Origin of the sequence: Thermosipho melanesiensis BI429 (assembly GCF_000016905.1) — a bacterium.
GTDB classification, from domain to species: Bacteria; Thermotogota; Thermotogae; order Thermotogales; family Fervidobacteriaceae; genus Thermosipho; species Thermosipho melanesiensis.
In genome coordinates this window covers 929,643-948,214 of record NC_009616.1, presented here as the reverse complement: position 1 = coordinate 948,214, position 18,572 = coordinate 929,643, and the positions used below count along the sequence as shown (strand labels likewise).

At 31.9% G+C, this 18,572-nt stretch carries 17 protein-coding genes; 3 read left to right on the top strand and 14 right to left on the bottom strand.

Going from position 1 to position 18,572, the window contains the following annotated elements:
• Position 1: 1 nt before the first annotated feature.
• From oraE to ord, 5 genes are read right to left on the bottom strand one after another with little or no spacing between them, the layout of a single operon-like run.
• The gene (gene oraE / locus TMEL_RS04730) at positions 2-2,188 is read right to left on the bottom strand and encodes a D-ornithine 4,5-aminomutase subunit OraE (RefSeq protein WP_012057131.1); all 2,187 of its coding nucleotides are present in this window, start codon (positions 2,186-2,188) and stop codon (positions 2-4) included.
• Complete coding sequence (locus tag TMEL_RS04725; protein ID WP_231109771.1) at positions 2,181-2,564, bottom strand: ornithine aminomutase subunit alpha; 384 nt, start codon at positions 2,562-2,564, stop codon at positions 2,181-2,183. The genes oraE and TMEL_RS04725 overlap by 8 nt, the downstream gene beginning before the upstream one ends.
• Positions 2,557-3,975, bottom strand: a complete 1,419-nt coding sequence (ortB, locus tag TMEL_RS04720; RefSeq protein WP_012057129.1) for a 2-amino-4-oxopentanoate thiolase subunit OrtB — start codon at positions 3,973-3,975, stop codon at positions 2,557-2,559. Before ortB ends, TMEL_RS04725 begins: the two co-directional genes overlap by 8 nt.
• Positions 3,968-4,276 carry a 2-amino-4-oxopentanoate thiolase subunit OrtA gene (gene ortA, locus TMEL_RS04715; protein ID WP_012057128.1) on the bottom strand — a complete coding sequence of 103 codons (309 nt, stop codon included), beginning with the start codon at positions 4,274-4,276 and terminating at the stop codon, positions 3,968-3,970. The genes ortB and ortA overlap by 8 nt, the downstream gene beginning before the upstream one ends.
• 9 nt (positions 4,277-4,285) lie before the next feature.
• Positions 4,286-5,335, bottom strand: coding sequence for a 2,4-diaminopentanoate dehydrogenase (gene ord / locus TMEL_RS04710; RefSeq protein ID WP_012057127.1), 1,050 nt, complete (start codon positions 5,333-5,335; stop codon positions 4,286-4,288).
• Between the two features lie 344 nt (positions 5,336-5,679).
• Here ord and TMEL_RS04705 point away from each other — a divergent pair, with 344 nt between their 5' ends.
• Positions 5,680-7,674 (top strand): S9 family peptidase, encoded by a 1,995-nt coding sequence (locus tag TMEL_RS04705; RefSeq protein ID WP_012057126.1) that lies wholly within the window; start codon positions 5,680-5,682, stop codon positions 7,672-7,674.
• Between the two features lie 37 nt (positions 7,675-7,711).
• On the opposite strand, the gene TMEL_RS04700 is transcribed toward TMEL_RS04705, so the two are convergent.
• Both TMEL_RS04700 and TMEL_RS04695 read right to left on the bottom strand, forming a co-directional pair.
• Positions 7,712-8,314, bottom strand: a complete 603-nt coding sequence (locus TMEL_RS04700) for a hypothetical protein (protein ID WP_012057125.1) — start codon at positions 8,312-8,314, stop codon at positions 7,712-7,714.
• Positions 8,315-8,342: 28 nt separating this feature from the next.
• Positions 8,343-8,615 (bottom strand): SHOCT domain-containing protein, encoded by a 273-nt coding sequence (locus TMEL_RS04695; RefSeq protein WP_012057124.1) that lies wholly within the window; start codon positions 8,613-8,615, stop codon positions 8,343-8,345.
• Between the two features lie 105 nt (positions 8,616-8,720).
• Between TMEL_RS04695 and TMEL_RS04690 the strand changes: the two genes are divergently transcribed.
• Together TMEL_RS04690 and TMEL_RS04685 are read left to right on the top strand one after the other, a co-directional pair.
• Positions 8,721-10,652, top strand: a complete 1,932-nt coding sequence (locus TMEL_RS04690) for an IGHMBP2 family helicase (RefSeq protein ID WP_012057123.1) — start codon at positions 8,721-8,723, stop codon at positions 10,650-10,652.
• The gene (locus TMEL_RS04685) at positions 10,625-11,215 is read left to right on the top strand and encodes an HAD family hydrolase (RefSeq protein WP_012057122.1); all 591 of its coding nucleotides are present in this window, start codon (positions 10,625-10,627) and stop codon (positions 11,213-11,215) included. Before TMEL_RS04690 ends, TMEL_RS04685 begins: the two co-directional genes overlap by 28 nt.
• On the opposite strand, the gene TMEL_RS04680 is transcribed toward TMEL_RS04685, so the two are convergent.
• The 7 genes from TMEL_RS04680 to TMEL_RS04650 are packed head-to-tail and all read right to left on the bottom strand — an operon-like array spanning position 11,212 to position 18,448.
• Complete coding sequence (locus TMEL_RS04680; RefSeq protein ID WP_012057121.1) at positions 11,212-11,649, bottom strand: hypothetical protein; 438 nt, start codon at positions 11,647-11,649, stop codon at positions 11,212-11,214. The two genes, TMEL_RS04685 and TMEL_RS04680, sit on opposite strands and share 4 nt — an antisense overlap.
• 11 nt (positions 11,650-11,660) lie before the next feature.
• Complete coding sequence (locus TMEL_RS04675) at positions 11,661-12,662, bottom strand: type II secretion system protein (RefSeq protein ID WP_012057120.1); 1,002 nt, start codon at positions 12,660-12,662, stop codon at positions 11,661-11,663.
• A gap of 4 nt (positions 12,663-12,666) precedes the next feature.
• Positions 12,667-13,155 (bottom strand): pilus assembly FimT family protein, encoded by a 489-nt coding sequence (locus TMEL_RS04670; protein WP_012057119.1) that lies wholly within the window; start codon positions 13,153-13,155, stop codon positions 12,667-12,669.
• Complete coding sequence (locus tag TMEL_RS04665; RefSeq protein WP_012057118.1) at positions 13,149-13,538, bottom strand: type II secretion system protein; 390 nt, start codon at positions 13,536-13,538, stop codon at positions 13,149-13,151. Before TMEL_RS04665 ends, TMEL_RS04670 begins: the two co-directional genes overlap by 7 nt.
• Before the next feature lies 1 nt (position 13,539).
• Entirely contained in the window at positions 13,540-15,246 is a 1,707-nt protein-coding gene (locus tag TMEL_RS04660; RefSeq protein ID WP_012057117.1) for an FG-GAP repeat domain-containing protein, read from the bottom strand.
• A 12-nt stretch (positions 15,247-15,258) separates the two neighbouring features.
• Positions 15,259-17,724: a hypothetical protein gene (locus TMEL_RS04655; protein WP_012057116.1), complete on the bottom strand. Its 2,466-nt coding sequence runs from the start codon at positions 17,722-17,724 to the stop codon at positions 15,259-15,261.
• A 13-nt stretch (positions 17,725-17,737) separates the two neighbouring features.
• Entirely contained in the window at positions 17,738-18,448 is a 711-nt protein-coding gene (locus TMEL_RS04650; protein WP_012057115.1) for a SagB/ThcOx family dehydrogenase, read from the bottom strand.
• Positions 18,449-18,572: the final 124 nt, after the last annotated feature.

The window sequence follows — 18,572 nt, the reverse complement described above, 5'->3', positions numbered from 1 at the left end:
TTTATTTTTTTTCTTTTAATTTTTTGACTATAAACGAGGCAACATGAATTCCTTTAGTTCCACGTCCAAACCCTGCATCCATACCATTTTCAACAGCAAGGTCATTATTAATTTGAGTACCACCTGCTATAATCAATACCTTATCTCTTATTCCTTTTTCAATTGCAAGTTCATGCAATTTTTTCATATTCTGAATATGAACATCATTGTGTGTAATTATCATAGATGCAAGAATTACCTTTGCACCTGTTTCAATAGCTGCATCAATAAGTTTTTCAGGTGGAACACTTGTTCCAAGGTATGTGTATTTTATCCCATACTTTTCAATACCACCATGTTTTATATCCAATACTTCTCTTAATCCAACTGAATGTTCATCATTCCCTACTGTTCCTGCAACTACGTGTATCGGATTTTTTTGGATAAACTCAAATATTTCCTCTTCGGGTAATGTTTCAGGTTTCTTTGGAAGTTCTAATTTGTCTATCTCTATTTCAAAAGGTACCTTTGCTTTAACTTCTATATACGTTCCTTCCGATGGATGAAGTATTGTTTTGTGAATTACCGTAGGCTCTTCAAGACCTAACTTTTGACATAAAGCTATTGCGGCTGCCTCAGCCAACTCTTCTGGGAGCGCAAACGTCATATCCATTTGGATCCATCCATCCGAGAACCATTCTACTTCTGGTTTTATAACATTTCTTTTTCTCATATCTCTTATCTTTTCCAGCCTAATATTTACGTTATCACTTTCATCCAATTCGTCTATAAACTGTATTTTATCTGGATTGTGTAATGTACAGCCTCCTATCAAATCGCAAGGTTTTTCAATTCCCTCAGGCAAATTATTATATCCAAAATGCTCACACACTGGTGCCATGTAATCTTCATCTCTAGGAACAACTGTTCCCGCTGCTATTTCACCATTCTTTTTCCTTGCAATTCCATCACCTATTCTCTCGGGATAATAACCATTATCAACAAACATTCCCGCTTCCAACGCCTCAAAATAACCACCTATATCTAATATTTCTTCAAGCATTAAAATTGCTCTCATTTTCAATTCTCTTACTTTTAACCCAATTTCTTTTTCGTCTATCTTCACATATCTTTTCATTCCATCTAGTGCAACTAATGTGTGTTTTGCAGTTTCAACACCACGTATGGAATTTACATGCCATGGTACATTTCTTCCTTCGTCAGGAGTAATTGTCGATTGCAAATCTGCAGATGTTAGTCGTGAAATCAACGTGTTGAGAACGTGTATTCTTGTAGCATCGAATAAATCTGACTCGATATATCTTGTATTCATTTGTGCCCTAAATCTAAATCCATCGAACAATTCTCTCAAAGCAACTGCATACGGTAGGTTATATCTAAATTCAGGCATTGGTGCAACAACTGGTGGAACTGTGGAAAGTGCTATATACTCTTTCTTCATTCCTGCTTTTAATGAATACATACAATTAATACCGTGTTGTACCAAAAGTTCTGGCATTACCGTCCATGCTAACTTTGCAGATGCATTGGCGTTATGAGCCCCATCTATCTGTAACATATTTACAGATGCCATAATCTTTTTCGCAACAGCGGCATCGACAAATGAACGTATTGGATTGATACCTCTATACAAAACATTGTATTGTGGGTCTTGGTGTGCACCATTTACCCCTTCTTCTGCAAACAAAACTGCAATTTCAGGACCTGCAACTCCAGAAACATAACTATGAAAATTTATTGGCCTTCCTACTTCTTCTTCTATTAAATCCAAAGCCTTTCTTGTTGCACGGAGTTGTTTTCTGGTAATTGGTATACCACCTATTCCCTCAGGTGTACCCTCAATTAGCCCATCGTAATGTGATTGCCCCAAAGTTCTTATAACCATTATGTGATCTGCACCATGCCATGCTGCCATTCTCATCCTTCTTATATCATCTTCAAATCTCCCAGATGCTATTTCAGAAGTTATAACAACCTCTGGTTGTGGATCTATGCCACCGAAATAATGGGCCGCTGGAAGTGGTATGGAATTCTTCAAATCTTCACTTACTTGATAATATTTGTAATCACCTATTTTTGTTTCTTCCGGCAATCTTTTTCGCCAAGTCCAACCTTTTCTCTTTGGCCTATATTTATCCAAATCTTTTAAAATTTCATCTATATCTATTGGTTTCTTGGGATCAAGCATTGTTTCCCACCCCTTTGAAAATTCTATCTACATCTTCCCAATATCTTCCTTCTATTAACGCTCTCCCTGCTTCAATAATATCCAAATTTTTCTCCTTTGCTATTCTCCAAACAATATGACCTGCTCCTTTTCCCAACAAGCCTCTTTGAAATATCAAATCAACAAGTTTAGAGGATTCTAAACTATTAAATCCCATTCTAAGTAATACTGATCTTTCAACTGAAGGAGAAGTATGTGTTCTTGCCAATTCTATTAAAGGATCTACAACCCTTTCTACAAGATGCCAAAAATATTCGTTTAGCTCCTCATCACTCATTTTCTGAAGATGCTTACTTCTTTCTTTAAAATCGTCCTTTCTGGGGTTCAATTTATTCACCTCCAAGTAATTCTTTTATAAATTTTTTTATCTTTTCAGGAGTTGTTTTCGTATCTTCCGCCATAAATTTTATCTCTTCGTCACTAAACCTTTTTTTATTGTACCTTTTAATTGCTTCTTTCACATAACTTTTTCTCACATCATCCATATTAAGCTCAATATATCCTATCTGAGATGGATGTTCAGGAATAACTATCCTCTTTCCCGGAAGATCTTCTTTTATTGGATCTCCTCTTTTGATTTCCATCCCCATTTTCTTTGCAAACGTCAATTGTGCAGAAGGAAGCTTTCCCGCACCTGTATATTCTGTTTCATTTACAACTATTACTTTGTCTTCATCCATTTCAAGCGCCAATGCAAATGCAGCAGCAAGAGATGTATTACCTGCAGGTCCTCTTTGCATACCTTCAAGTTGTGCGAGCATTTCTGTAATATAAAACACCTCACCTTGCGTTACCAAAAGATACCTATCCATATATCGCAAAGCTCTTGCGGCATTTTTCGGAACATCAGATCTATCTGGAAAAGTTGCAAACGGAAGACCAAAACCTGTATGCCCTGTTGTAAAGTATTTTTTGTTAAAATCATTATCACTTGCCATGTGTAGCCCTTTTAAATTTACGCTTGCTGCAATTATCTTAGTATCAAGAGCCCCTGCTTTCTTTAACCCCCTTGCCGTTCCCGTTAAAATTCCTCCACCAGCGTGTGTAATAACAACTACATCGGGATATTTTCCCACCATATCTCTAGTCTGCTGGGCAATTTCATATCCCAACGTTTCAACACCCGCTATTGCATATGGTGTATAAAGAGAGGCGTTAAAAAATCCCGTTTCTTCTAAAAGAACTAAAGTATAATAAAAAAGTTCGGGTCCCACTGTAAGTTGAACAACTTCTGCTCCATACGCCTCACATGAGCGAGCTTTTTCCAGTATCTCAGGTTGCCCAATCCATTTACTATCATAACATTCTTGAGCAATAATACACTTTAAACCACGTTTTGCCGCTTGAGACGCGACAGCTGCTCCATAATTTCCGCTGGTAGCCGCAATAACTCCTTCATATCCGTTTTTTTCTGCATGATACACACTTACCGAAGCACGTCTGTCTTTATAACTCCCCGAAGGATTTGTCGCCTCATCCTTTATAAATATCCTTGCACCTTTCCCTTTGGGAGCAATTTTCTTAATTAACCTATTAATCTGTCTCAATTCCACAAGAGGAGTATTCCCTACACCTGTTTCATTTTGAATCTCTCTAACCTTTTTCAGAGAATACCCAACCTCTTCCATCATTTTTTCATAATCAAATACTAAATCCGAAATCAAGAATTTTTCATAATCTATTCCAACGGCCTTTTTCATTATTTCATTTTTTCTTGACATTACTGCATTGTATGAAAGATCATGCATCGTTATCACCTTCTAAAATTCTTCTTAACTCAAGACCTACGGTAATAAGTTCCGGAATAGGCTCACCAAAGTCATGTTCATACTTTGGGTTAATGGAAACGAGTGTGCCTGTAACTTTTCTTCCAGTAAGAGTCTCTACTTCAACCTCATCTCCCAATTTTGCAACATCATTTATCAAAAACCCCTTCACCCTCATTTCAAGTGGCACTTTTTTTGTATCCTCAGGTAATTGCGCTGTCCTTTCTTTAGATTTTAAAAGTGTTTTCTGAATTTGAACCCAATCACCTTTTTTTGCTTCCATATTATCACCTCATTTTATTGAAAGGATAGACCTTGGAACGGGTAAATCAGCCATGGTTTTTAATCCTGGTGTTGCACCAATAACTATTGGAATCATATTCGTTGCAATGGCAATAGTTGCTTTTCCCCCAGGAATTTCAGGTTTTATCGCAAGTTTTATATCTGGATCTCCGTAAATCTCTATATAATCACCTGTTTCAACACCTTCAAGATGCGGATGTATCTGCTGAGGATGTTGCATTTCAATAACCACTTCATCTCCAATGTACGCTTTTGCGGAATGATTGCATCCAGCTACCATTCCAGGTTCTACTTTTACAACTGGTGTTTCTCTGTGAACATTTGAAATTATCGGTTTTCTCTCTTCTTCTATTTTGTCCACATTCCATCCCAATGCCCTTGCAATCATCATTATACTTTGAGGAAATCCAATATGTCCAACTATTTTTCCCGTCTTTAATCCATCTTCAAATTCTTCAGGTGTTGTCCCTACACCTTGTGTCTCCATAACTGTCTTTCCAAAAGGAGACAAATCATTTATTCTTCTTGCAACAATTTTATCAACCTTGTTACATACACCAGTTAAAGAAAGTATTAGAGTATCTAAAACAAATCCCGGATTTACCCCTGTTCCTAATATAGAAACACCATATCTTTTTGCAAGACTATCCATGTATAATGACTCTTCTGGGTGTGAATCAAAGGGAAAAGCCATTTCTTCTGCAATAGTAATTACATTACAGTGACTTTTTACCGCATATTCTATCTGTGGTAAAACATCTTTAACAAATGAAGATGTAGCAATCACAACTAAATCAGGATTTGTTTCTTCAATGATTTTTTTATCGTTAGAAATCTCTATTCCTAATTTTTCCATTCCCAAAACCTCTCCTACATCCTTACCCGTATGGGTTAAATCAATTGCTCCCACAAGTTTCATAAAACCGCTTTCAACAACATTTTTTGCAATACCGCTACCCATTGCACCTAATCCCCAACAAACTATTCTCATATCTTTAACCTCCTTTATTTTTAAAAATCTCCATACTAATGTTATCATGCGTTTTATTTTTTTTCTATCTTGTATAAATTCAATTAACTTTAGGTAAAAATAATAAAGTAAAAAAAAAAACATTAAACATTGTTTTATTTAAGTATACATATTTATGCTTTATTTTTTGATTAATTACGAAAAAAACTTTAACGCTTTAACTTATTTCAACTTTTTTGCTATTACCAAACTTCAACTTGCTCTTTAGTATCATCACTTCATTTCTTTTACAATCTTGAAGTATTTGACATTAGGAAATTTCAGAATTATTTAGTTAGTTTTGCAAATCATTTGTTTTTTTATGATAAAATCATGTTGTAAAACAAACGCAGATAAATTAGGAGGGATAGCGCATGAAAAAACTTGAAATCAGAGATTTATTAAAATTTAAGTTTATTTCAAGTCTTTCTTTTTCACCCGATGGTAAGTTTCTTGGATTCGTCGTTCATAAAATGAATGAAGAAGAAAACAATTACATTTCAAATATTTGGGTTTATAACACAGAAAGTAAAAATTTATTTCAACTTACAACTTTTGGCCGAGAAAGTAATTTTATATGGCTTGATAACGAAACAATCCTTTTTCCATCAATCAGAGATGAAAAAGAAAAAAAAAGAAAGGAAAAAGGGGAAACATTTACAATATTTTACAAAATTAGCATAAACGGTGGAGAAGCTGAGAAATATTTTGAAGTACCTTACATTGTAAGAAAAATAGAAAAATTAAATGATCAAACATTTGTTTTACTTGTATCATCCGATAAAAACATTCCAGATTTTACAAAACCTGATGAAAAAGAAAAACAACAAGCATTAAAAAAGATAAAAGAAGAGAAAGATTATGAAATAATTGATGAAATCCCTTTCTGGCAAAATGGCGCCGGCTTTACAAACAAAAAAAGAACAAGACTTTATCTGTATAATTTAAAGGAAAATACATTTATACCACTTACAGATGAATTTACCAACGTAATTCAATTTGATATTAAAAATGACAAAAAGAAAATTTTATTTATATCAAATAGATATAAAAACAAAATGAAAATAGGTGCAGATTTGTTCTTGTATGATGTAAACAGTAATACACTTGAAAAATTAACACACGAAACTTCATTTAGATATACATATGCATATTTTTTAGATGATTCAATAATTTTTGCTGGCAGTAATATGAAAAAATATGGAATTACTGAAAATCCAAAATTTTATCTTTTAGAGCCAAAAACAAAGCATGTAACCTTACTTACCCCTGATTTTGATTTAAGTTTACGAAATAGTGTAGGAACTGATTGTAGATATGGTTCAAATAAAAATGCAGTAACCGACGAAAATTACTTTTATTTTATTACAACTGAATGGAATAGTTCATATCTTAACAGGATAAATAAAGAAGGCAAAATAGAAAAATTAACAAAAAAAGGTGGTTCAATAGATGGTTTTGACGCAAAAAATGGAAAAATTTACTTTGTTGGTTTTAAGGATTACAAACTTCAAGAAATATATGAATTAAAAGATACAGAAACACAAATTACTACTTTCAACGAATGGGTTGTGAAAGAAAGAAAAATTTCAAAACCAGAACGATTCACTTTCTTATCAGGTGATGGTGTAAAACTCGAAGGGTGGATAATAAGGCCTGTAGATTTTGATGAATCCAAAAAATATCCAGCAATACTAGACATTCATGGAGGACCAAAAACTGTATATGGAGAGGTATTTTTCCATGAAATGCAAGTTTGGGCAAATGAAGGATATGTAGTAATGTTTACAAATCCACGAGGTAGTGATGGGAGAGGGAATGAATTTGCCGATATTAGGGGGAAATATGGAACAGTTGACTATGAAGATTTAATGAAATTTGTTGATGAAGCATTAAAAAGGTCCCCGTTTATCGATAAAGAAAAACTTGGGGTTACAGGCGGTTCTTATGGGGGGTTTATGACAAATTGGATAATTGGTCATACTGATAGATTTAAAGCAGCAGCATCTCAAAGAAGCATATCAAATTGGATTTCAAAGTTTGCAACAACTGATATAGGATATTTCTTTGTAGAAGACCAACACGCATCAAATCCATGGAATAATTACGAAAAACTTTGGTGGCATTCTCCAATGAAATATGCCGATAAAATTAAAACTCCAACACTTTTCATTCATTCTGAAGAAGATTACAGATGTTGGCTTGCTGAAGGAATTCAGATGTTTACATCGTTAAAATATTTTGGAGTTGAATCACGACTTGTTTTATTTAAAGGAGAAAATCATGAACTTTCAAGAAGTGGTAAGCCAAAGCATAGAATAAGAAGGCTGAAAGAAATTACTGAATGGTTTAACAAATACTTAAAGTAAAAAAATTAGAGCGCTCTTTACGAGCGCTCTTTTTGATTTATTTCCAACCTCTTTGAAGGAAATTGGGGTATTGAGGTAATTGATGTGGATTCATCATTTGGGAATAACCATAACCATATTGCATTTCATAGAATGGCATCCTGGGGCCATATTGATACATAGGAATTCTTTGAAATCTTTGGTTTTGGTATAACTTTTTTTGATATATACCACTTTTTAAATATTTCAATCTTTCTCCAATGATCTTTTTGTACGGAATTTCAACTGTTATTCCTTCACTTGTGATCTTGTATACAAGATTAAATGTAGTCTTTTCATCAAGTTTTATTTCTACTGCTTGAAATTCAACTTTCATTCCAGGTTTAAAATCAAAAAATTTCCACATTGGTCCAATATAAAATTCTTCCTTTCCACTTTCCGTTTCTAAAACTATTCTTGATTTCGAAGGGAATCCTCCTACTTCAACATAAATTTGTTTTATCTCCCCCACATATGTAGCTGGTTCGCTCACTTCAATATTTTCAAATCTTTCCAATGCACCTTGATAATTTAAAAGTTTGTTATTTTGACTTTTAAATGGAAATGCAAACATAGAACTTATAAAAACCAATGAAACTAATAAAAATAGCAATTTTTTCATACCTTTCACCTCCCGTTAAATATTTGTGTTAATTTTTGAGTATAAGATTTTTAATTTTTTGATATTCCTCTTCACTAATTTCTCCTCTGGCTAATCTCTCATTTAAAATTTTGAGACTTTCACTTTTTGAGGAATAGTGAATTACATTTTCTTTTTCATGGATACCATTAATCAAATTTTTAAACAATTTATAAATTATAAATACTACAAAGAAAAATACTGAAAGTCTTATTATTGGTCCAAGCCATCCCATCCAACCAAAAAATCCATTACTCCACATAGGTCCGTAGTGCCAATACATATTTTCACCTCCGTTTTTCTCACACCTTTCACCTTCATTATACAAATTAAACCTTAAAAAAACCTTAGAATTTTTAATGGTATAATTTAACCGAGGTGATCACTTTTGGAAGAATATATAAAAAAATTAATACAACTAGTAAAGCTTGAAAGAGATGAGGAAATTAAAAGAATGCAATGGGAAATGAAAAATTTAACAGGAAAACAAAGAGAGAACAAAGGAAGAGCCATTCTAGATCTTTCACCTAAAATAATAGGTGAAGAGCTTGGAATGTATTTGGTAAAATTTGGAAGAAAAAAACAAATTGAAACAGAAATAGGAACAGGTGATGAGGTAATAATAAGCAAAGGAAATCCAACAAAAAGTGATATAAAAGGTGTGGTTACAGAAAGGGGAAAAAGATTTATAGTAGTATCACTATCAAATCTTTTACCAAAAGATTTTAAAAATGTAAGGATTGATCTTTACGCAAGTGATATAACCTATAAACGACAAATAGATAATTTAGAAAATAACGATGTGAAAAAAATACTAAAATACATTTTATCTGACCCCAAAGTTGTTGATAACGGAACAGAAGAATTTACCCCTATTGACAACAACCTAAATGAATATCAAAAACTTGCCATATCAAAAGCTCTAAAAAGTGAAGACTTCTCCCTTATTCACGGACCATTTGGAACTGGAAAAACAAGAACGCTTGCAGAATATATACTTCAAGAAGCAAAAAAAGGGAAAAAAATACTTGTTACTGCAGATAGTAACTTAGCAGTGGACAACTTGGTCGAAAGGTTATCAGAAAGCATTTCACATGTAAGAATAGGACATCCTTCTAGGATATCAAGTCATCTACTTAGCTCATCTCTTATGTATAAAATACAAACACACAATAAATACAAAGAAATTGAAAAATTGAAAAAAACATTCGAAAAATTAATACAAGAAAGAGAAAGTTTTCAAAAACCAATTCCAAAATGGAAAAGAGGATTAACTGATAAACAAATATTAAAACTTGCAGAAAACAACAAATCACAAAGAGGTATACCTTTAAAAATAATCAAAGACATGGCAAAATGGATTAAATTAAACGAAAAAATAGAAACTATAAAGGAAAATATCTATAAAATAGAAGAAGAGATATCTAAAGATATTATCAATAATTCAATGGTCGTATTTACAACAAATTCATCAGCATATATTGATATTTTAAAGGATTACGAATTCGATGTGGTTGTAGTTGACGAAGCAACCCAATCAACTATTCCAAGTGTTTTAATTCCTTTATCTAAAGGGAAAAAATTTGTTCTTGCGGGAGATCACAAACAACTACCTCCAACTATTTTGTCCGAAAAGGCAAAAGAACTTTCTACAACACTATTTGAAATGCTAATAAAAAAATACCCCCAAAAAAGTGAAATATTAAAAATACAATATCGCATGAATGAAAGACTCATGGAATTTCCCAACAAGGAATTTTACAACAACCTTTTAATCTCTGGTGTAAAAAATATCACATTAAAAGATCTAAACTTTAAAGGCAAAACCCCTTTAACAAATTACGAAAATGTACTTATTTTTATCGATACATCGTGCTTAGAAAATTACGAAGAACAAAGAAAGGATTCCACATCATACATAAACAAACTGGAAGCAAATGTTATAAAAAACATTGTAGAAAGTTTTATAAATGAAGGAGCAAAAAGGGAATGGATTGGTGTAATTTCTCCATATGACGATCAAGTTGAACTGATAAGAAGTTTTGATCTCAAAATAGACGTCAACACAGTAGACGGTTTTCAGGGAAGGGAAAAGGAAATAATTTTAATATCTTTTGTAAGATCAAACAAAAACGGAGAACTTGGATTCTTAAACGACCTAAGAAGATTAAATGTTTCATTAACCAGGGCAAAAAGAAAACTTATATTAATAGGAAATTCTAATACACTAATAAAAAATCAAACGTACAAAAGGTTGATAAACTTTATAAAAAAAGGATACGGAGGGATAAAATGGTTAGAAATATCATCTTTGATTTAGGAAGAGTACTTATAAATTGGGCCCCCAAAAAATACATGGAAAAAGTGTTTGACAAAGATACCGTAACATTCTTTATGAACAATATCTTTAACACAAACGATTGGAACTTAATGGACAAAGGTTTAATAGATGAAGAAGAGTTATGGAAGAAAAAATTATCCACATTCCCCCAATATAAAGAAGAAATTGAGCATATGAAAAACAAAGTCATTGATCTTCTTACACCAATAGAAGAAAATGTAAATATACTCTACGAACTTAAAAAGAAATACAAACTCTACGTACTTTCAAATTTTAGTAAAAATTCATTTAAGATGGTAAAAGAAAAATACAAATTCTTCGAATTATTTAACGGAATAGTCATTTCAAGTTATGTAAATTCCATTAAACCAGAGGAAAAAATATATAAAATACTTATCAAAACATACAACATAATTCCTGAGGAAAGCCTCTATATAGATGACAAAATAGAGAATATATCCACTGGAAAAAGGTTGGGATTTAAAACAATACATTTAAAAAGTCCAGAGCTCCTTAAAAACAAATTAAAAAAATATATCTAAATACCAGGCCAACCAAAATCAAATGATACACCTTGTAAAATACCTTTACCATCTTTTTTCAATCCAAAAATTACGTTAATGTATTTATCCACATAAATGTATACGGTAGTTGTGGAAAGCAATGTGTAATTAATCTCTCTATAGGTGTTGAGATTGTATTTAAATTTTGCATTCCAAGTAAATGTTGTGTTTTTTTGAAAATCTGATTCTGACTGGATATAATCCCAAAATGCCGCATTATCGGTTAAAAATTTTTTCCAAACATTAGCTCCAGAGATAAACATTATTTTCGTATATGTATTATCAACAGTTTCCAACACCTTTTCTTGGATATGGAGCGCATCTTTTAACAGATAAGACAACAAAACAGAAGAAATAACAGAAAAAAATATCAATATAATTCCAATTGAAATATTTAAAAATCCTTTTTTCATAATCTTCAACCTCACAAATTCGGTATCAATGTAATTATTCTCGTCTTTTTTATCTCAAAATCATCCCAAGGGGATCTCCACGTAACTGCAAATTTCAACGCATATATGGAACTTAAATCAAAACTCATATTTTTTATTTCAGATAATTTTTTCTCACCATTGGGATAATATAATGCATATACCTCAAAATCCTTTACATTTTCAAGAATATCTTGTCTGTAATGTTTTTGAGATAAATCTAAGACTGGAAAAAATCTTTCAATATATATCTTCCCCATTTCTTTTTCAAAAACTACTTTAGTTTGCCTAAATAAACTTGTTGCATACTCCACAGAATCTATACTATTTTTTGACAAAGGATAAATATACTTATCTTCATCAGATAAAGGCAATGTTTTTAATTGATTTGCAAGATTTATCTCATCTATTTTAAATGTATCCTCTGGCCCAATTTCTCCAGGAAATTCATCTGGACCTGAAATTTTTTCAACCTTTAGTTTGGCAAATCTTGTAAAATATCCTTCTGCAGAAGAAGATAATTTATTTTTAATAATAGTCCAGCCAAAATTTCCCACATATCCTTTATATAATGGAGAATAAGTACCATCTGTATTTCTTACAAAAAAGTTTTTATAAGTTACCACATAAGTAATATATAATACTAAAGAGGTACTATCTTCGTTAATATCAATGGAATCCGCCAACCAGAGGACATCTGTTACCTCCGTATATTTTCCTCCCTTCGGCATATAGCTTTCTTCGTCATCTATTGTATATTTAGGTAAATATAAATTCTTTAAAAGTTCACCTCCACTTCCTGCATATCGCAATTCATTTTCCAATATATCGTACAAAAGAGTAACATAACTTTCCGCATACAAATTCTGCATATTTACCCTTGAAAGCTTATATGATTCAACAGAATTAAAAACAACAGAAACAACTATTTGAAACGTCAACCCAATTATTATTAGCGATACAAGTAATTCTACAAATGTAAAACCTTTTTTCATACTATCACTCCAAAATCTTTGGCAAGGAATTTTCTATTTTTATAACCTTTGTTCTGTCTTTATACTTTATCTCAATCTCTAAATTAGAATACTCCGTTATCAACGTATTTCCACTCTTTTTCAAAAAAAATGCATCGTAAGTATATATCTCAAAATTTTCCACTTTATTTCCATTAACATATACTTCCATCGATTCTTCCAATGAAATCTCGGATTTTTTTCCATTATCCGAATTTCCATCTAAATCTTCGTCAACAAAAGAATAAAATTTACCACCATTAAACTTTATACAATAAATTGTATCCTTTAATACTGCTCCTCTTCTTGCCTCAACAAGAAAAAAGAACAAATTCTGAGAAATTCCTGAAAGCCTAGATTCGGTAGAAATATTTCTGTATACAGTTTCAAAACTTACATAACCTATACCGAATAAAACCGAAAGTATAACCAGTACAATTAATATCTCCAATAATGTAAATCCAGTTTTTACCATTGTTGAGGCACCACCTGTGCTTCAATATATTTTCCATCTTTTTCCACACGAACACTAACAATTGTTATAACTGGATAAATTATTTCATCGTAACCTGAGTAAACGTTAAAATTTTCCTGTGTTTTTGTACTATTTTTAGAAATCACTATTTTATAGTTTTCACCATCATAATACTCATTAAAAGTACCAGGAATTATAGATGAAACGTTCTGATATGAATATTCTTCGCATTTGTTTAACAAAATTTCAGACATCTTAATAAGCTGAGAGTTTTCTTTGGTTTTTTTTACCAAATTCCAAGAAGGTACAAAAGCTATACTAAATGCAAAAACTATTATTGTTAGTGTAATAAGAACTTCGACCAAAAGCGAACCTTTCTTCATATTATTTATCCCCTTTTTGCCAATTAAAACCCTTTATAATCACTTGAGAAGGTTGTGTTTCTATTTCGTATTTCAAATAACTTATATGAGGTGCAGAAAACGGACTTGCAGGCTTTAAAATTATTATTATTTGAGGATCGGGCACAGGTTTATCAAACTCTATTTCCGTAGTAAATGTATCTAAAACTGTTCCACTTGCATTTGGCATTAATGGATAGCTTTCTGGATCTATCAATTGTGGATCTTTTATACCACTTTTCACATACCTAATCTCAAAAGAACCATCTCCTAAAGATAAATCAAACTTTATCGTTACTTTTATCTTTTTTACAAAATTGTTTGGCAAATCTTTAGGCAAAATTCCAGCAAGCTTTGGCAAATAATCACTTACCATGTATCCTTTTTCTAACTCATATTCCTTCTGTGTTTGTGTTATTATCTTGTAGAAATTTCCTGAATGATTACCATCTGCCGCAACAAAATCAGGAACACCATCGTTATCCAAATCTGCTATTGTCCCAGCATCAAAATCATACGGTGGATTATTCTCAAAGCTATAACTTCCATGAACTAATTCCAAACTTACAAATTTTGGTTTATTATCTGAAGTAATATTTACACCTTTAAATAGATAGACACTTCCACCAAAATTTTTTCCTTGACGCCATGCATCAGTTCCAACAAAAACATCCTTAAAACCATCTCTATCTACATCTGTTATCTTTATAATAGTTGGTCCAAAGCTAGGAAGATTTTCTGGAGATTTCGAGTTTGGATATAAGGGGTCAACTGTTACATATTCACTTAAACTACCGTTTTCAGTGGTTATGACAAATTTGTTATCCACATCAAAGATAAGCTGATTGTTAGCAATTTTCCCAAAATAAACAAATATACTCTTCTTATCTGTGTGTCCGGCTATTAAATCAACAATTCCATCGTTATTTAAATCTCCTAAATCTAAAACACCGCCGCCTCCATTCGATGCCAAATCTTTATCTTCAAACAGTTTAACTATGTTATTTTTGTTGAAAAACCTTTCAACCCCTTTTGTTGGATCATTAATCCAAACCCAAAACCTACCTTTATAATCTACATAAAATATATCCTTATACCCATCTCCGTTGTAATCATAACTCGCCATAGCAGAAACTGTCCATTTTGTGACAAATTTATTATCTTTCTTGATTTTTTTATCACTTGCCTGTCCTTGGTTTAAAACATCATCAACAAATTGTGCGTATTGCCAACTATTAAAGGCAAACAAATCTAATTTCCCATCGTTATCAAAGTCATCAACAATCATAGAACCATCGCCATTTCTTACTGGTAATTCATAAGACCTCACATTTTCCAAACTTAAATCACCCGTCTCCTTCATTTTGTTCTCTTTTATAACTACCCAACCATCGTAAGTTAAAGAGATAATATCCGCATAACCATCGTTGTTATAATCCACAGAAAATGTTTGAGATACTTGCGAAAATGGTCCATAACCAGGTGATGCACTAATGTCATTTATTTTGTAAACGTTAACCGCTACTATTTTTCCTTCCTCAACCCTTGTAGATATGTTCTTTATATATATAGCACCCCATGCTTTTTCCGGATATTGCTGACTCCAATTTTCAGTAGGGAAAACAACACTATATGTTTCAGAAAAATAAATAGCAGAAAATAACAAAAATACCAAAAACAACTTTTTCATGATTTAATCACCTCACATTATATCAGACACATAATTAAAAAAATGTGGTTTTAAGCTTACACCAAAAAACAAATTCCATTTACCATCGTTTGGTGTCAGTTTTATTCCTCCCTGTAAATACATTATATTACTATTTGGAAATCCAAAAAAGACATACCCTAAAAAGCTTGGAACAAAATTTTTTCCGACAACACCTATACCAACACCAGCTTGCTTATAAAATGAAATTATATTTGAAAGCAGCAGCAACTTATATCTAACATCTTTAGCATCGTAATTCACATCTATATAACTGTAAGTGATTTGATTAAAAATATTTAGAAAATAACTTCCCAAAAGCGGGTAAAAAGTAGTATCAGTAGCCATTTTAGTTACGTTTATTGAACCATAACTTCCAATATTTTTATCGCCAAAATTAATACCTATATTCGGAGTAAAACTTATAAAGTTATAGTTTAAAGTATAAAAAAGTTCAACAGAAGTTTGCAAATAAAATGTCTTATCACATGCCACTTTTTTTACAAAAGGCATATATTCTAAAAACGTTATTCCATAAAAATTAGGTTTATTATTCATAACAACTCCTGCACTTATGAAACTTCCCCTTTCATCCTGCATGGATAATGCATAAGCTACCCCATAATTATCAACATCAAACTCCAATGACACATCGTTATAATTAATATTAACATAAAAGGGGGCCAAGACTAAATCAGAGTCAACAGAAGGTTTAAAATCAAAAATACTTCCAATTCCCCAGCCTTCAAAATTATACATTGGATAAAGATTTGAAAAATAAAACACAGGAGCAACCACCGATGGAGTAATACTATAGATTTTATCTTCTATCCAATTTGTTTTTCTATAACTCGCATTCAACGTTTCTTTTTCATTTACCCTAGACAATGCGTATTCTTCTTTTTGCAAAATTGTTGTTTTGTATACTCCCATACCATCTTTTGTATAGCTTATGTAAATCACATTGTCTCCATCTACTAAACCGTCAAATATCGCTTTCTCATTAGTCAACTTTTTAAATGTATCTGCATCAAATAATTCCATATTTTCTTGATATTTCATAACTAAGTATACTTTCCCTTTATGTTTTTTTAAATAAGCACCTTTCAAATAATAGTTATCCAGTAAATCTTCTGTTGCATTTTTACTAAGTCTATAAAGAGAATTTCCAACCAAATAATAAAAGTTAACTCCGTTAAACACCAAGCTTCTAACAAATCCATTCACCTGTATCTTTCTATCACCAATCCCGACAATAGTTGAAGTATCAGTTTTATCATCGTATATTGCATAAATAACCTCTCCATTTTCCACATCAAAAGCAGAAATAAAACCTTCGGCTATCTTTTTGTTTTCCGTTACTTCCCATATCTCCATTACCTTACCACCCAAAAGCGCATATATCTTTCCACTTTCCACTCTAAAATCCAAAGCAGATAAATTGTATTCTTTTTCTACTTTGCCATCTTCAACAACTATCAATTTGTTTTGAGGATAACCCAAATATCCTGAAACTGCTCCAAACTTACTCTTTAAAATATACAAACTATTTCCTTCTTTTTCCACCTTGTATATTCTTTCATTTTTTCCTTCATAAACTAACTTTTCGTAATTATCTATGTAATAATCTTTTTTTATGTTTTCCAACCAATTAGATAATTCTTCTTCATAAGAACTTCCAAAATGTTTTTGAAATTTGTCTTCAAATAACATTGAAAATCTTAAAAACGACAAATATGGCACGGAATAGTACAACATTATTTCAGGATAAGAATATGATGTACTCATTACATCTTTTAAATAGGCATTTACTTTTTCCATACCATATTTTTCCTTTATATACTCAAAGAATCCTCCATTTGCATTGTAATATACTTGCCCAACTCTAAAATCATTGGGAATGCTATCTTCTGGTAAATCGTCTTTAAAAGTTGCAAAAAGATACTGCGAAACAAGGGGATTTCTCAACCTTCCAGAATTTTCAGAAAACTGAGATTCTGAAAATACAGTTGGTGCTTCAAAGGAAAATACACCTAAATCCGGATAATACGGTATTCCAAAATCCGATAAAATCTTTAGGTATCCTTCTCTTGGTTTTAAAGTAACTATATGTGTAAATTCATGAATAAGTAAATACCTGTACCAATGATCTAGTGGCAGATAATTATATACATACCCCGTTGGATGCCAAGTATATATAACAATTGTATTTTTTTGAAGTGGATCTGCATACCCATTGGTAATAGTCTTCTTTGGCTTTATAAATATATTCACCCTACCTGGATCATTATCAAACATTTTTACTACATAATCTCTTATATTTTCAAATTCCATACCAATCCTTATCGCAAGTCCTTCATATCCATCAGGATAGTATACCGTCGCATGCTCAAAATACAAACTTTCAGAAAACAAAAAAACAGATATCACTATTAGAACTAATAAAATACACTTTTTCATCACACATCCTCCTTCAAGTTAGCTTTCCAATTGGCGCAAAATACACAACAAATTCCTCATTTCCATCTACACCTATAAGTCCATCCATTTTTTCTTGGTCATATGCTGCAATGGCACACGTTCCACAATCAATGCTGGTAGAAGCCAAATAAATATTTTGACAAACATGGCCCGCATCAATTGCAATTGTCTTATAAGACTCCTGTTTGTACTTCCATTCAGTTCTATATGGCACAGCAACCAACACAAAAACAACGGCACTTTCTCTCACAAATTTTTGACCCAAAGTAGCATCGACAATACTTTTTCTAAAGTCTCCCAATTTTACCTTACATAAACCATGTTTTAACCCAGAATATCTATATATTCCCGCATCAAGCCCTTTAACGTTAAAAACCATAACGTAAACGTCAAAAGGATGAGTTGCTCCTGCAGATGGGACCGTTCTAAAAACTACCTTCCTTGTTTCTACATATTTCCTCACGCCGTACGATGTCCACAACAAAAACGAAAGTTCTTTTAAAGATAAAGCCTCATTAGAAAATCTCCTTATACTTTTTCTTTCTTTTATTGTTTGAAAAAAGGACTTATGTCCTAAATCAAATTTTGGAAGTAAAATCACACCTTCACATGTTTTTTCAACCTCAGGTTTTTCTATTCCCTTTTCCCTATCAGTATTTGTAATTGCCCGCCAATTTGACTTCAAAACATCTCTACTTTTCATAATCATCACCTTCTATAATTTTTTACTAATTAAAGTATAACAGAATTTAACAAAAATAAAGAAAAAATTCAAATAAAATTTCTAAATTCAAAATTTGTGAAATAATGATATAATTTATCAGGAG